The sequence below is a fragment of the Halovivax cerinus genome (genome assembly GCF_024498195.1).
Lineage (GTDB): Archaea > Halobacteriota > Halobacteria > Halobacteriales > Natrialbaceae > Halovivax > Halovivax cerinus.
Genome location: NZ_CP101824.1, coordinates 329,462 through 343,850, shown reverse-complemented (window position 1 = coordinate 343,850; position 14,389 = coordinate 329,462). Strand labels below are relative to the sequence as shown.

The 14,389-nt window shown below is 66.8% G+C and carries 14 protein-coding genes; 7 read left to right on the top strand and 7 right to left on the bottom strand.

Annotation, left to right across the window (positions count from 1 at the left end; translation table 11 throughout):
• Window positions 1–120: 120 nt before the first annotated feature.
• The 4 genes from NO366_RS01745 to NO366_RS01730 form a co-directional block, all read right to left on the bottom strand.
• Window positions 121–549 carry a DUF5809 family protein gene (locus NO366_RS01745; RefSeq protein ID WP_256532595.1) on the bottom strand — a complete coding sequence of 143 codons (429 nt, stop codon included), beginning with the start codon at window positions 547–549 and terminating at the stop codon, window positions 121–123.
• Window positions 550–574: 25 nt separating this feature from the next.
• Entirely contained in the window at window positions 575–1,075 is a 501-nt protein-coding gene (locus NO366_RS01740; RefSeq protein WP_256532594.1) for a DUF5810 domain-containing protein, read from the bottom strand.
• Between the two features lie 101 nt (window positions 1,076–1,176).
• On the bottom strand, window positions 1,177–1,653 hold the full coding sequence (rimI, locus tag NO366_RS01735) for a ribosomal protein S18-alanine N-acetyltransferase (RefSeq protein WP_256532593.1): 477 nt from the start codon (window positions 1,651–1,653) through the stop codon (window positions 1,177–1,179).
• Between the two features lie 276 nt (window positions 1,654–1,929).
• Complete coding sequence (locus tag NO366_RS01730) at window positions 1,930–2,595, bottom strand: class I SAM-dependent methyltransferase (protein ID WP_256532592.1); 666 nt, start codon at window positions 2,593–2,595, stop codon at window positions 1,930–1,932.
• A gap of 408 nt (window positions 2,596–3,003) precedes the next feature.
• Between NO366_RS01730 and pheS the strand changes: the two genes are divergently transcribed.
• Together pheS and pheT are read left to right on the top strand one after the other, a co-directional pair.
• Window positions 3,004–4,536: a phenylalanine--tRNA ligase subunit alpha gene (gene pheS / locus NO366_RS01725; protein WP_256532591.1), complete on the top strand. Its 1,533-nt coding sequence runs from the start codon at window positions 3,004–3,006 to the stop codon at window positions 4,534–4,536.
• The gene (pheT, locus tag NO366_RS01720; protein WP_256532590.1) at window positions 4,536–6,365 is read left to right on the top strand and encodes a phenylalanine--tRNA ligase subunit beta; all 1,830 of its coding nucleotides are present in this window, start codon (window positions 4,536–4,538) and stop codon (window positions 6,363–6,365) included. Before pheS ends, pheT begins: the two co-directional genes overlap by 1 nt.
• Before the next feature lie 21 nt (window positions 6,366–6,386).
• On the opposite strand, the gene NO366_RS01715 is transcribed toward pheT, so the two are convergent.
• A complete protein-coding gene (locus tag NO366_RS01715) occupies window positions 6,387–7,691 on the bottom strand; it encodes a carboxylate--amine ligase (RefSeq protein ID WP_256532589.1) in 1,305 nt (434 codons plus the stop codon).
• Between the two features lie 151 nt (window positions 7,692–7,842).
• Complete coding sequence (locus tag NO366_RS01710) at window positions 7,843–8,040, bottom strand: hypothetical protein (protein ID WP_256532588.1); 198 nt, start codon at window positions 8,038–8,040, stop codon at window positions 7,843–7,845.
• Between the two features lie 350 nt (window positions 8,041–8,390).
• Between NO366_RS01710 and NO366_RS01705 the strand changes: the two genes are divergently transcribed.
• The 4 genes from NO366_RS01705 (at window position 8,391) to leuS (ending at window position 13,218) form a co-directional block, all read left to right on the top strand.
• Window positions 8,391–8,699, top strand: coding sequence for a non-histone chromosomal MC1 family protein (locus NO366_RS01705; RefSeq protein WP_256534056.1), 309 nt, complete (start codon window positions 8,391–8,393; stop codon window positions 8,697–8,699).
• A gap of 364 nt (window positions 8,700–9,063) precedes the next feature.
• A complete protein-coding gene (gene pheA / locus NO366_RS01700; RefSeq protein WP_256532587.1) occupies window positions 9,064–9,870 on the top strand; it encodes a prephenate dehydratase in 807 nt (268 codons plus the stop codon).
• Between the two features lie 143 nt (window positions 9,871–10,013).
• A complete protein-coding gene (locus NO366_RS01695) occupies window positions 10,014–10,439 on the top strand; it encodes an Hsp20/alpha crystallin family protein (RefSeq protein WP_256532586.1) in 426 nt (141 codons plus the stop codon).
• Between the two features lie 121 nt (window positions 10,440–10,560).
• The gene (gene leuS, locus NO366_RS01690; RefSeq protein ID WP_256532585.1) at window positions 10,561–13,218 is read left to right on the top strand and encodes a leucine--tRNA ligase; all 2,658 of its coding nucleotides are present in this window, start codon (window positions 10,561–10,563) and stop codon (window positions 13,216–13,218) included.
• Window positions 13,219–13,264: 46 nt separating this feature from the next.
• Here the strand turns inward: leuS and NO366_RS01685 are convergent, their stop codons facing one another.
• Window positions 13,265–13,522: a hypothetical protein gene (locus NO366_RS01685; protein WP_256532584.1), complete on the bottom strand. Its 258-nt coding sequence runs from the start codon at window positions 13,520–13,522 to the stop codon at window positions 13,265–13,267.
• A gap of 307 nt (window positions 13,523–13,829) precedes the next feature.
• Between NO366_RS01685 and NO366_RS01680 the strand changes: the two genes are divergently transcribed.
• Complete coding sequence (locus NO366_RS01680; protein ID WP_256532583.1) at window positions 13,830–14,192, top strand: MarR family transcriptional regulator; 363 nt, start codon at window positions 13,830–13,832, stop codon at window positions 14,190–14,192.
• Window positions 14,193–14,389: the final 197 nt, after the last annotated feature.

The following is a 14,389-nucleotide window of genomic DNA, read 5'->3' as shown; positions in this document are numbered from 1 at the left end:
TTCTCGCTCGAACTATCATCGCCTCCGCGAGTCATACTGTGTATTGTTTTTCGGCGTATAAATACCGACTGGCGACCAAGCGATACCAGTTTCCAGGTCGCGACCCGCAGCGTGTCTTCGTTACTCGTCGTCGACCAACTCGAACAGTTCCCGGTACATCCGTCCGAACGCCTGCCGGCGCAGCGTCGCGACGGCGGCGTCGGGCTCGTCCTGGAAGGTCGCGGCGACCGCCTCGCCGGCAGGCCCGGCGTGCCAGGCCACGTTGTCGACGGCCTCGTGACCGTTGACCTGTACGTCGCCGTCGTACGTTGCCCGCCAGTCGTCGAACGCCTCGCGGTCGGCGACGGTGACCTCGAGTAAACTGGCGAAGGTGGCGTCGCGGGCGGTCGTGACGACCTCGCTCGTCACGCGATCGGCGTACTCTTCCCGGTCGAACCCCATCACCCGGGCGGCCTCGCGGACGGTCGTCTGTGCGGCCGGTCCGACCGCCTCGAAGTACTCGCGCGCCTCCTCGACCGTCTCCGGGGCGAAGAGCCCTCTCGTCTCCATACCCGACGGGAGGGACGGCGGGTAGTTACGCGTTTTCGTCTCCGTCCGTCGGTGCGGGGCCGTCGGTGGCCTCCTCGTGCTCGTCGCCGCCCGTCTCGGCGTCGTCCCGTTCGTCGTCGGGGTCGGCGCGCATCTCCGCGGTCAGTTCGCGTGCCTCGGCGAGAACCGACTCGACGTCGGCCGATCGATCGGCGGTGTCGGTCAGCGGATCCGCTCTCATCTCGCGGCCGGCGGTCGCCCGACTGCCGCGGCCGGGACCGCGTGTCTGGGCGGCCAGCTCGTGCTCGAAGCCCGTCTGGGGGCGGCTGCCCTCGTCGGTTTCGAACGTGGGCGTCTCGATCTCCGTGGCGTGGGGTGTGACCCTGTCGGCGAGTTCGTCGGGCGAGTCGTCGCGCCAGTCCGGCGCGTACTCGGCGAGCCACGCCTCGTGGTCGGGGCGGCCGAGCGACGCCGTCACGGCGAGGTGGTTCGCGAGGTGGACACCGTCGGCTTGTTCGGCGCCACAGATCGGGCAGGCGTATCCCATAGCCGGTCCTACTGGCGCGAGGGAGAAAACGACGACGCTCCCGACTCTCGATTCACGCCTACCGCTCGTCGCTCGGGGCCGTCAGCCCGTCGTCCGGCTGGTCACTCGTCGAGGTCGTGAAGCATCACGATGGCGTCTTCACCGTCCGCGTAGTAGTCGTCGACACGGCGTAAGGGTTCGAACCCTGCCCCGCGGTAGAGTTCGAGCGCCGGTTCGTTCGACTCGCGAACCTCGAGTTTCAGGCTGTCGGCTCCGCTCGTGTGCATGAGCACGAAGACCCGCTCCAGCAGGGCCGTGGCGATGCCGTTGCCGCGGCGGTCGGGGTGGACGGCGATGTCCTTCAGGTGCCCCAGGAGGCCGCCGTGGGTCGGCGTGACGTCGGCGACGGCGTACCCGACGACGCGGTTGGCGGCGTCGACGGCGACGAGGAACCCCGGTTCGCCGAGGAACGCCTCGAACGCGTTCGCCGGCCACGGCTGTGGGAACGAAGCCGACTCGATGCGGATCACGGCCAGCAGATCCGCACGCTCGGCTCGACGGATCGTCACGCCGTCGGGGGCCGGGTGCGGAACTGTCACGCTGGCTCGTACGGTACTCCGATACAAGAATGGTTGCGCTCCCATCCTCTCACATCCTCACTCACTCCTTCAATCTCTCTCATTCTCACTCACTAACTCACTCGCTCCTTCAATCTCTCTCATTCTCACTCACTAACTCACTCGCTCCTTCAATCTCTCCCATCCTCACTCACTAACTCACGCTCCCATCCTCACGCTCACACTCTCACTCGGAAGCCGCGATGCATGCAGCCGCTACCAGGGGTATCGCCGTCCCGCTACCATCCGGCAGGTCGGTCAGCCGCTCGGTTTCGTGTCGCCGTCGTCGGGTCGCTCGACGTACACCATGGGCGTGTCCGACGTGGCGAAGTCAGCGTCGGCTGCGTCCACGGCGGTCCAGTAGTCCCTCGGTTCGGCGCCGAGTAGCCGACCGATTCCATCGCGCGAGAGGACGTTCTCGCCCTCGGCGACCAGCGAGAAGTCCACCGTCTTGTCCGCGCCGTTCTCCCTGGCCCACGACCGGGTGCGTTCGTTCGGGTAGTTCAGGACGAGGTACCCGCCGGGTCGAACGTGCTCGAAGAGGCGTTCGACCGCGCGTTCCGCCTCACGGACGAAGTAGAGCGTCGCGACGCAGTAGACGAGGTCGAACTGACGGTCGACGTCGAGGTCCGGCAGCGTGTCCACCGCGAACGAGAGGTTCTCGAGGCCGCGTTCGGCCGCCAGGTCGCGGTTGTCGGTGACGACCGGTTCGGCGGCGTCCAGGCCGGTGATCGAAATCGACGGACGCCGTTCGGCCAGCGCGAAGGGGACGACCGCCGGACCGCAGCCAACCGAGACGACGTCTTCGAACGGACCGAACCGGTCGACGAAGCGGCTGAGACAGTCGACCATCTCCTCGCCACCGAGGTACGCGCGGCGGTCGTAGTCGGACTCGTCGTAGACGCGCTCCCATCCTCGACCCATATCTGACCGTTGCGTCGCGGCGTGAAATGTATTGTTCCCGAGCGCACCCGAACCGGGGTCGACCGACACCAGTCCGGGTCGTACGGCGTCGACGGCACGCTCGCGGTTCGTCAGCCGGCCACGCCTGACCGGGCGACCCTCGGGAGACCGTTCGCAATCTTTTTCCCGCTTCTCGCCGGCGATACGCGTATGACGAGCGAATCCCGCCGTCGGTGCGTCGCCCGCCAGCCGCCGCGATCGCGGTCGGGATTCGGCTTTTTCCTCGCCCGGTGACGGGCGCGGTGGATCCCAGATCGCTCACACCGGGCAATCGGGGCGAAACCGTCCACTCGATCCGACGACGTCCGCCCGCGATGGGCAGGAGTCGGAAGCGCTAACTGACCGACACGCACGCTACTACACAAGCGAATGCAACTGCCACAGGCACAGGTCGCGGTCTTGGAGGCCGCGAGCGCAGACGACGCAGAATCAGTCGACGCCCTCGCGGCGGCGACCGACCTTCCGCCGGAGACGGTCACGGGCGCGCTCTTCGCGCTCTCCGAGGAGGGGCTGGTCACCGTCAGCGAGGCCGTCGAGGAATCGATCTCGCTCACCGAAGAGGGTAAAACGTACGCGAGCGAGGGACTGCCGGAGGTGCGCCTCTACGAGACGGCACTGGACGGCGCCGCCGACGAACCGGTCCAGCTGGGCCAGGTCATCGGCGCCTCCGGACTCGAGGGCCCGCAGGTCGACATCGCCCTCTCGAACTACGCCCGGAAGGGCTACGGAACGATCGACAGCGGCGAACTCACCGCGGACCCCGCCGCCGACCCCGAGACGGATCCGGAGGCCGCCGCACTGACGGCGATCGCCGCGGCGGACGGGGACGGTGGCGTCTCCGTGGACGACCTCGAGGTGGACGGGGAGACGCTCGACCAGCTCGAACGGCGGGACCTGCTGACCCGCGAGGAGTCGACCGTCCGTTCGGCGACGCTCACCGACGCCGGTGTGACCGAGCTGATGGCCGGCGTCGAGACGGCCGAGACCGTCGGGCAGCTCACCCCCGAGTTGCTCACGAGCGGCGAGTGGCGCGACGCCGCGTTCGCCGAGTACAACGTCGAAGCCGACGCCGAGGAGTTACGGGGCGGCCGGATGCACGTCCTCCGGCGGACCGCGGAGCGGGTGAAGGAGGTCCTCGTCGGCATGGGCTTTCAGGAGATGGACGGCCCGCACGTCGACGCGGACTTCTGGATCAACGACTGCCTGTTCATGCCCCAGGACCACCCGGCCCGGACCCACTGGGACCGCTTCGCCCTGGAGGAGCCGAGCCACATCGACGAGTTGCCGGCCGACCTCGTCGAGCGAGTCGAACGGGCCCACCGCGAGGGCGTCGGCGAGGACGGCGAGGGCTATCACTCGCCCTGGGACGAGGACTTCGCCCGCGCGCTCGCGCTTCGCGGCCACACCACGTCGCTCACCACGAGACACCTTTCGGGCCACCAGATCGGCGAGATCGAGCCGCCGGCGCGCTTCTTCAGCGTCGAGAAGGCCTACCGGAACGACACGCTCGACTCGACGCACTTGCTCGAGTTCTTCCAGATCGAGGGCTGGGTGATGGCCGACGAACTCTCCGTGCGCGACCTGATGGGCACCTTCGAGGAGTTCTACGCCCAGTTCGGGATCACGGACATCGAGTTCAAACCGCACTACAACCCCTACACGGAGCCGAGCTTCGAACTGTTCGGGACGCACCCGACGACGGGCGAACTGATCGAGATCGGCAACTCGGGGATCTTCCGCGAGGAGATGCTCGAACCGTTGGGCGTCGAGGCCGACGTGATGGCCTGGGGGCTCGCCCTCGAACGGCTGGCGATGCTCGTCACCGGCGCGGAGGACATCCGCGACTTGCACGGCTCGCTGGCCGACCTCGAGTTCCTGCGCAACGCGGAGGTGATCTACTGATGCCAACCGTCGACATCGACCCCGACGAACTGCGCACCCTGACCGGCGCGACCGACGTGGCCGACGCGGAGTTGAAAGACGACCTCTTCGCCCTCGGGCTGGAGTACGAGGGCGAGACCGAGGACGGCGACTTCGAGCTCGAGTTCGCGCCGGACCGGCTGGATCGCCTCTCCGTCGAGGGGATCGCCCGCTCGCTTCGCTACCAGTACGGCGAGGATCGGGGCGTCTACGTCCCGACGACGACCGAGGCAGACTGGACGATCCTGGTCGACGAGTCCGTCCCCGCCGAGCGCCCCTACGTCACCGGCGCGGTGATCCGCGGGGTCGACCTGGACGAGGACTCGCTCGACTCGGTCATCCAGCTACAGGAGAAACTCCACGCGACGATGGGACGCAACCGGGTGAAGGGCGCGATCGGGATTCACGACCTCGCGATGCTCAGAGGGGCCCCTGCCACCGAAGGTAACCCGACGATCCGGTATACGGGGGTCGAACCCGACGGCGAGCGCTTCGTCCCCCTCGACTCCGATCAGGAGTTGACGCCGGGCGAGGTCCTCGAAGAGCACCCGACGGGACGCGAGTACGCCCCTGTCGTCGACGACTACGCGGCCATGCCCGCGATCTACGACGACATCGGGCTGTTCTCGTTCCCGCCGGTGATCAACGGCCGCCGGACGGAGGTCTCGACCGACTCGCGCGAGCTGTTCGTCGAGATGACCGGCACCGACCAGTGGACGATCGACAAGATGCTCGCGATCGTCTGTTACGCCTTCGACGCTCGCGGCGCGACGATCGAGGACGTCACCGTCGAGTACGCTGACCCGTCGGTCGCCGCCGAAGCCATCGAGGCGAGCGGCGGGCGCACCGAGGCAGGTGACGGCGAAGTCGACGACGGCGAGAACGAGGACGACGCACCGTCACTCGTCCGCCCGGAGCTCTCGACGAAGACCAAGACCGTCGCACACGACCGGATCGAGACGATCCTCGGCATCGATCTGGACCCCGAGGCCGTCCAGGATCTCGCCGAGCGCTCCGGACTGGAGGCCGCCATCGAGGGTGCGTCCAACGATGGGACCACCGCCACCGACGGCCTCGCGTACGAGGTGACGATCCCGCCCTACCGCGTCGACGTGCTCCACCCGCTGGACGTGATCGACGACCTCGGACGGGCCTGGGGCTTCAACGACCTCGACGCGCGCTACCCCGAGATCGGCACCGTCGGCGGACGACACGAACGCAGTCGCCTCGAGGAGGCGGTCCGCGAGACGCTCGTCGGCCTCGGCTTCGAGGACATGCTGAACTTCCACCTGATCGGCGAGGCGGACACCTACGATCGGATGAGCGTCGAACCGGGGACGGACGTCCTCGGCGGGGGCGAGCCCGCGCGGATCAAGAACCCCTACAGCGAGGCCTTCGGCATCGTCCGCACCTGGGCGCTCCCATCGCTGCTCACCGTCCTCGAGAACAACACCCACCGCGCGTACCCGCAGGACCTCGCCGAGGTGGGCTTCGTCGCCGAGGTCGACGAGCACGAGAACACGGGCGTCGCCGAATCGCGCCACGTCGCCGGTGTCCTCGCCCGCCACGACGCCGCCTACGAGGACGCCAAAGCCCGCCTCCAGGCGCTCTGTCGCGCGTTCGACGTCGACCTGGAGACACCGTCGACGGAGCACCCCTCGTTCGTCGGCGGGCGCACGGCGACTGTCGTCGTCGACGGCGACGAGGTGGGCGTCCTCGGCGAACTCCACCCCGCGGTGCTCGTCGAACACGATCTCGAAGTACCCGTCGCGGCCTTCGAGTTCGACCTGACCGCACTGAGAGACGAGTAGCGAGTCGCCGGCCGGGAACTGCTACGAACGATCTATCGGTGGGGAGTGATCCACCGGCGCGGAGTGATCCGCCTGCTTCGTACGGTTCTCGGTTCCGTTTCGGGGCGGTTCTCGCCACCCGTGCCGGATCGAGCCGATCGCGTTCTGGAGATCCCGGACGAACGGTCGCGGGTCGTCTCGCTGGAGATAGTCGAACCGGGGGTGGGAGACGAGCGACCGGGCGACCGTGCCGAGTTCGCCGAGAAACGACGGCCGGTCGACGAGTTCGACGTCGTCGGCGAGGATGGAGTAGAGGTAGAGCGCCTCACCGCGGAGGAGGTGCCCGGCGACGCCGACGTCGTAGGGGGCACCGACGGGTTCGCAGCCGCCGTTGCACAGCTTCCAGTAGTAGTACGGGAAGTCGACACCGGCCTGGACGGTGAACGGGAGCGACGACCAGAAGCGGGGGTTTATCTCCATGAGTTTGAACTCGCCGGTCTCCTCGTCCCGTAAGAACTCGACCATCGCCAGCCCCTGCCAGTCGAGTTCGTCGAGGAGTGAGAGCCCGGCGTCTTCGAGGGCCGGGATGTCGACGGATTCGCGGAACGCGCTCGGTCCACCTGCGTAGCTGTAGCCGCGACGCTGTCGGTGCTGAAATGTCGCGACCGGGGCGCCGTCGTCGTAGAGGGCGAAGAAGCCGTACTCGTGGGGCGTCCGGACGTACGACTGGCAGATGGGTTCGTGGCCCATCTCGGCGGTGAGGCAGTCGACGTCGGGGTCGGTTCCTGGCGGGAGGTAGGTGGTCGTCGGCGGTGCGACGCACTCGGCTGGGTCGCAGTCGACGTACGCGTCGGTGAGGATGGAGTAGCGCGGCTTGACGATCCACTCGCGCTCGCGATCGTCGACCTCGCTCAGGAGGGCGGTCTCGGGTGCGCCGACGTCGGCGCGGTTGGCGGCGTCGAAGAGCCGACACCGATCCTGCACCCTGGCGAGCGTCTCGCGATCCGGCCAGGGTGTCTTCACGTGCTCCGCGAACTCGTCGCGGTAGGCGGCGAGGACGTAGACGTCCGCCTCGCGGACCGGGACGATCGCCCGGACGTCGTCCCGTCGGGCGAGCGAGAGGAGTCCGTCGCGGTAGGCGAGCAGGTCGGTTTCCGGAGCGCAGATCGGGACGACCTCGTCACAGAACGCGGAGTGAACGGCCGGCGCGGTCGGTGACTCCGAGACGACGATCGTGCGTACGTTCCGCCGTCCGAGCGACCGCAGGCAGGCGACGCTACTCGGCGCGTCGATGGCGGGAACGACCACCGATGCCGGTCCGTCCCTCGTGCGCGCTGGCGAGTCCATTATCTACCCGAGACCGAGGAACTGGCGTAGTTATGGGGCCACCAGCGCGGATCCGTCGGGCGTTAGTGTGCGCCTACGCCCGATACCGGCGGGCCTCGCGTCGTGTCGTCACCGTTCCCTGGTGTCGAACCGGGAGCCAGGTGAGCGGGTCTCAGAATTCGTGATCGAGCTGGTCCTCGTCGGCTTTCTGGATGATGATCTTCCCGTCGCGAACGCGTACGAACACGTCGTCCCCGATGTCCATGCCTGCAACGGCGAGTTCGTCCTCGTGTAAGTTGAGGTGAACGTTGTGATAGTTGCCGTCGTCGTCTTTGGCACCACTCGGACTCAGCTTCTTTTTCCGGACCATCGCGGGGTTCTACTGATTGGTTCGCCGTAGGATATACTTAAGTGTTTTCTACGCAACAGCGGGGACGTCCCGACTCCGACGGCGGCCGTGAACGATGTCGGCTCCGTCCGCTGGTCCATCCGGACGGGCTCCGGGTCCCGGGACGATCGATACCATAGTGTCTGTCTGATAGGGTGTGCCCTCACCGGCCGAACCGCGGGACCGGCCAAACCGAGGGACTGACGCCAGGCGGCCGGAATTTCCCAGACCGATGCTTGCGCACTTCACTTAAAGATACCGACGCTGTCGGCTGATTGTCGGGGATATCTTTATGTCACATTGTGCGCTGGGTTGTCATGGAGGCTGGAACCATGGTACGTGAAGACGGCAAACGAAACTTCGCGCTTCGCGAAGGAAGCGGTGACGAATCGAGTGTCTTCTCCGGAAACACGCCGAGGCAGGCCGCGCTGAAGGCCGCCCGGCGGCTCGAACCGGGATCGAGCGAGTCGGGCGCCGACCGCGTCGAGCTTCGGCTCCGGGAGAAGGGCACCGACAAGGTACACATCTACGAGGGCTGGGCCTGGGAGGAGACGGCTCCCGACGACAAGCCGGATTGGATGCCCCAGGAGATCACCGAGGCGAACGTCTCGAAACAGGGCATCGAACACCTTGACGAGTAATCGGACGTCGTACTGAGCCCCCCTTCTCCGGCCCGAACATGCGCCGACCAGCGTTTGCTGTCTCGGACCATCCCGGCACGACGACCAGCGACTGTTGTCCCGAACCGTCTCGGCACGATGCACAGGGTCCGTCCCCTCGAACTGTCTCGGGGCCGACGACTGGTCTGTAGCGTCGGATCACGCCCGGTCAACCGACTTGCACTCGTCGAGCGGACCGACCTGCACTCGTCGAGCGAACTGACCTGCACTCGTCGAGCGAACTGACCTGCACTCGTCGAGCGAACCGACTTGCCTCGGGTGCCCGAACGGTGTCCAGTATTGGACGTACCCGCGGCCTTTTCCCCGAGCGACGCTATGCTGGCGTATGCGAACCGTCACGCTCGGTCCGGAGGGGACGTACTCTCACCGGGCCGCCCGCACCGTGAGCGACGAGGTCTCGTTCAGTTCGTCGGTGACGTCGATCGTGGAAGCGGTCGCCGATGGCGCCTACGACCGTGTCGTCGTTCCGATCGAGAACAGTATCGAGGGGAGCGTCACCGAAACCGTCGACGCGCTGGCCGTCGAAGAGGTCTCCGTCCTTCGGGAGATCGTCACGCCGATCAGACACGCATTACTCGCCCAGGACGAGTCGTTCGAGACCGTCGCGAGCCACTCGCAGGCGCTCGCCCAGTGTCGGTCGTACCTCTCAGAACACCACGCCGACGCGTCGCGCGAGGCGGTCTCGAGCACGGCGGAAGCCGTCGATCTCGCCAGAGAGGATCCCTCGATCGCCGCTATCGCCCATCCGGGATCGGCGGGCGAGTCCCTTCGCGTCCTCGCCACCGAGATCCAGGACCGTCCCTCGAACGAGACGCGCTTTTTCGTGCTGGGACCGGAGTCGGCCGGGTCGACGGCCGGCGGCAAGACGTCGCTCGTCATCTACCCGGCGTCGAACTACCCCGGCTTGCTCCTCGCGCTGCTGGAGCCGTTCGACGAGAACGGCGTCAACCTGACGCGGATCGAATCCCGACCGACCGGGGCGCAGCTGGGCGAGTACCTCTTCCACCTCGATCTCGAGGGCGGGCTCTACGAGCCGCGGATCGAGTCGGCGGTGGCGGCCGTGGAGGCGGCGCTCGACGACGGGTGGGTTCGGCGACTGGGATCGTACGACGTCGAACACGTCGTGGAGTAGTCGGTACGCCGTTGTCCCGGGGCCGTCCGGCCGGTGACGGTCCGATTCCGTCGGTCGCGAACGGCCGTTCCGTTCGGGCTTCGTCCGGTACGTTCGAGCGCCGTGGGCAGTACTTATCTCCGTTCGGCGCCTTAGTGTCACGTATGCGCCGAAACCCGTTCGACGACCTGGAGGAGCTGTTCGATCGCCTCAGCAACCAGTTCGAGGACACGATGGCCGGCGAGAGCGGGCTGACCGTTCCCGGAACGATCGGCGTGGACGTCGCCGATACCGGCGACGAGTACGTCGTCACCGCCGACCTGCCGGGCTACGACACGGACGACGTCGATCTCCGGCTGGTCGACGGCGCGCTGCGCCTCGAGGCCAGCCGGAGCGGCTCCGAGACCTACGAGGACGGCGACTACATCCGTCGCGAGCGGACGCAGCGATCGATCAACCGACGGATCCGAATCCCCGAACCGGTCGAGGAGGACGGCGTCGAAGCCACGTACAACAACGGCATCCTGACCGTGACCCTTCCGAAACTCTCCGGTGGCGAGGGCGGCGGCCACGAGATCGACATCAGCTGAGCGTTGCGTCGATCGATCCGTCGGACCTCCTGCCCCGACGCCGATCGGCGGTTCTCCGATCACGGGGAGGCACCTGCATGGAAAGCTATAGGGTCGCCCGTCACTCGACGTGTAGATACTGATGAGCGACGAGGGCTACGACCACGCGTCCGTCGAGCGGCGGTGGCGGGACGCGTGGGACGATGCGGACGTGTATCGGACACCGGACGACGTCGACGATCCGACGTACGTCCTCGGAATGTATCCGTATCCCTCGGGCGAACTCCACATGGGTCACGTTCGGAACTACACGATCACGGACGCCTACGCCCGGTACCGCCGGATGCGTGGCGACGACGTCCTGCACCCGATGGGGTGGGACGCCTTCGGCTTGCCGGCCGAGAACGCGGCGAAGGAGCGCGATACGAACCCGCGGGACTGGACGTTCGACTGCATCGACCGCATGCGCGACCAGATGGAGTCGATCGGCCTGGGCTTCGACTGGGACCGGGAGGTCACGACCTGTGTCCCCGAGTACTATCGGTGGAACCAGTGGCTCTTCTCCCGATTCTACGACGAGGGGCTGGTCGACCGCCGCGCAGCCGAGGTCAACTGGTGCCCCCACTGCGAGACCGTGCTCGCCGACGAGCAAGTCGAGGGGGAAGCCGAACTGTGCTGGCGGTGTGACACGCCCGTCGAGACGCGCGAGCTGGAGCAGTGGTTCCTGAAGATCACCGAGTACGCCGACGAACTGCTGGAGGCGATCGACGACCTGGACGGCTGGCCGAACTCGGTCCGCCAGATGCAGCGCAACTGGATCGGCCGGCAGTACGGGACGGAACTGGAGTTCGATATTTCTGGTCACGGCCCCGTCGAGGCCTTCACCACCCGCGTCGACACCATCTACGGCGCGACGTTCTTCGCGCTCGCGCCGGATCACCCGATCAGCGAAAACCTCGCCGAGGAAGACGAAGACGTTCGCCACTTCGTCGAGCACGAGGCCGACCCCGACGGTGACGAGCCCAACGGTGTCGCGACGGACCTGACCGCGACGAACCCGGCGACCGGCGAGGAGATCCCGGTCTTCGTCGCCGACTTCGTCCTCTCGGACGTCGGGACGGGCGCGCTGATGGGCGTCCCCGGCCACGACGACCGTGACCACGCCTTCGCCGAGAAGATGGGCGTCGAGATCCGACCCGTTATCGCGCCGGAACCGGAGGATTCCGACGGCGAGCCGAACCCTGACGCGCCCGACGTGAGCGAGGGAGCCTTCACCGACGACGGCGTCCTCGTCGACTCCGGCGAGTACAGCGGCCTGGATAGCGAGACGGCTCGCGAGCGCCTGACCGCTGACATCGAGAGCGCCGAGCACACGGCGCAGTACCAGCTACGTGACTGGGGCATCTCCCGCCAGCGGTACTGGGGGACGCCGATCCCCGTCGTCCACTGCGAGGACTGCGGCGCGGTCACGGTACCCGACGAGGACCTGCCGGTCGAGTTGCCCGAGTTCATCAACACGACCGGCAACCCACTCGACGCCGCCGACGAGTGGACGGAGACGACCTGTCCGGACTGCGGTGGACCTGCAACGCGCGAGACGGACACGATGGACACCTTCGTCGACTCCTCGTGGTACTTCCTGCGGTACGTCTCGCCCGACCTCGACGAGGCGCCGTTCGACGTCGAGCGGGCCAACGACTGGCTGCCCGTCGACCAGTACGTCGGCGGCATCGAGCACGCCGTGATGCACCTGCTGTACTCGCGCTTCTTCACGAAGGTGCTCGCCGACCACGAGGGCCTCACGTTCCGCGAACCGTTCGACAACCTGCTCGCGCAGGGGATGGTGCAACTGGAGGGCTCGAAGATGTCGAAGTCGAAGGGCAACACCGTCTCACCCCAGCGTATCGTCGACGAGTACGGCGCCGACACGGCCCGCCTGTTCATGATGCAGGCCGCCCAGCCCGACACTGCCTTCGACTGGAGCGAGGAGGGCGTCCGCTCGACGTACGCGTTCTTGACGCGACTGCAGGAGGCGGTGGCGGATTTCGTCGCAGACCCGCCCAACGGGGAGGCCGACGCCGTTTCGAGCTACGTCGACGGTGAGATCGACGCGACGATCGCCATCGCGGGCGAGGAGTACGACGAACTCCGGTACAACCGAGCGCTGCGCGAGACCCAGGACCTGGTGCGGACGCTGCGCCAGTACGCCGACTACACCGAACCCGACCCGGACACGTTCGAGCGCGGCCTCTCGGCGGTCGTGCGCCTGCTGGCGCCCGTCGCGCCTCACCTCGCCGAGGAGCTGTGGGACGAACTCGGTCGCGACGGCTTCGTCGTCGACGCCGAGTGGCCGACGGCCGCGGTCGACCGCGAGCGGGTCGAGGATCGACGCCGCCTGGTCGAGAACACACGCGAGGACGTTCGCGACATCGTCGAGGTGGCCGGCCTCGAGGACCCCGAGCGGATCGACGTCGTCGTCGCGCCCGACTGGAAGTACGACGCCCTCGAGATCGCCATCGAGAGCGACGCGTCCAACCTGATCGGCGAACTGATGGGCCACGACCACATCCGCGAGCAGGGCGACGCCGCCGCGGACTACGGCCAGGACTTGCAGGCCGAACGCGAGGCGCTCCGGGAGACGCTGGATCCCGACGCCGAACGCGAGGCGCTGGAGTCCGCGGCGTGGCTGATCGAGCGCGAGTTCGACGCGCCCGTGACGGTACTGGACGCCGACGAAGCCGACGAGGGAACGGTGAAAAACGCCGAACCCGGTCGGCCGGGCATCGACATCGTGGAGTGAGTGAGGACGGAGCCGATCGACGCGTAGTCCGTCGCGGCGATTGGTCTTACCACTCGTCGTCAGTCGCGAACACGGCGTCGCGGTCGTACCTATCGAACCCGCCAGCCTGTTCGAATCGGGAGAGGGTGCTCTCGATCTGAAGTGTCGAATACCCGCAGGTCTCCCTGAGTCGAAACGCGGCGTACGCCTGGGCGTCGGGACTATTCTCGATCCGATACCCTGTCCCGCGCTGGTACGAAATGTAGGGTTCGTCCACGAGCTCCGCTACGAGTTGCTTTCCCCGCCCCTGTTCGCTACTCTCCACCGCCCCGGTCACGAGATTGGCTCGAGAGATGGGCGTACTCCACCCGTGTCGCCGACAGAGTTTCCAGAGCAAGTTGCATTTGATCTCCGAGTCCGACTTCCGAGTTGGAGACAGTAGGATATCCAACCCACTCTGGTTGTGTCATGGTATATGAAGCATCGTCGTTCGAGTGACCCGTGTAACATTCAAGTTACAACCTTTTCCATCAGGTTTAACACCTCTCGTTCCGTCGAATAGCCAACGGCACGGCGATCACACCCACGCTGTCGATACCAGCGGACGACTTCGCACGTGCCCCCACGACACCATGAGTGAACGCACAGCCGCCCCGCAAAACACGTCCACCGAGTCCGATGTCCCGTTTCGAGAAGCGTACCCGTCGGGGTGGCGAGCCCTGACGAAGAACGACAGCGTGTGTGCGATGATCGACGCGATGCTCGACCTTCCGCCACACCGGGAGTTCAACCAGACCGAACTCGCCGACATGGCAAACGTGAGTCGCCAATCCGTCAATCGCCACATCGATTTGCTCGCGAACCTGGGGATCGTCGAACGCGTCGATGGGTCCAGTCCGCAACGGTTCCGATTCGATACGGAGAACGCGGTCAGTCAGGCGCTCATCCGGTTGGATGGGGTGATCAGGGCCGCCGGAGCGGACGCCTCGAGTTGAGAAGATTTCGTCCCAACGCGTCCGCTGTCCGTCGTGAAACCTCCCGGTCTCACTGCTGGCGAGGTGAGCGAATGAGCAACGCCGAACGCGTCGACGGCATCGAAATCGCGGAGTAAGTGCCGATCACAGCACCGCCAAGGGGTTTCAGTCACCTACTCGGCTGTCTCGGACGGGCCGAACGCGACCGATGGACGCCT

What these genes read in the sequence shown, in the direction of transcription:
- NO366_RS01745 (WP_256532595.1), bottom strand. Translation starts at nt 549, where the DNA reads ATGGAGACGAGAGGGCTCTTCGCCCCGGAGACGGTCGAGGAGGCGCGC.
- NO366_RS01740 (WP_256532594.1), bottom strand. Translation starts at nt 1,075, where the DNA reads ATGGGATACGCCTGCCCGATCTGTGGCGCCGAACAAGCCGACGGTGTC.
- NO366_RS01730 (WP_256532592.1), bottom strand. Translation starts at nt 2,595, where the DNA reads ATGGGTCGAGGATGGGAGCGCGTCTACGACGAGTCCGACTACGACCGC.
- pheS (WP_256532591.1), top strand. Translation starts at nt 3,004, where the DNA reads ATGCAACTGCCACAGGCACAGGTCGCGGTCTTGGAGGCCGCGAGCGCA.
- pheT (WP_256532590.1), top strand. Translation starts at nt 4,536, where the DNA reads ATGCCAACCGTCGACATCGACCCCGACGAACTGCGCACCCTGACCGGC.
- NO366_RS01715 (WP_256532589.1), bottom strand. Translation starts at nt 7,691, where the DNA reads ATGGACTCGCCAGCGCGCACGAGGGACGGACCGGCATCGGTGGTCGTT.
- NO366_RS01710 (WP_256532588.1), bottom strand. Translation starts at nt 8,040, where the DNA reads ATGGTCCGGAAAAAGAAGCTGAGTCCGAGTGGTGCCAAAGACGACGAC.
- NO366_RS01705 (WP_256534056.1), top strand. Translation starts at nt 8,391, where the DNA reads ATGGTACGTGAAGACGGCAAACGAAACTTCGCGCTTCGCGAAGGAAGC.
- pheA (WP_256532587.1), top strand. Translation starts at nt 9,064, where the DNA reads ATGCGAACCGTCACGCTCGGTCCGGAGGGGACGTACTCTCACCGGGCC.
- NO366_RS01695 (WP_256532586.1), top strand. Translation starts at nt 10,014, where the DNA reads ATGCGCCGAAACCCGTTCGACGACCTGGAGGAGCTGTTCGATCGCCTC.
- leuS (WP_256532585.1), top strand. Translation starts at nt 10,561, where the DNA reads ATGAGCGACGAGGGCTACGACCACGCGTCCGTCGAGCGGCGGTGGCGG.
- NO366_RS01680 (WP_256532583.1), top strand. Translation starts at nt 13,830, where the DNA reads ATGAGTGAACGCACAGCCGCCCCGCAAAACACGTCCACCGAGTCCGAT.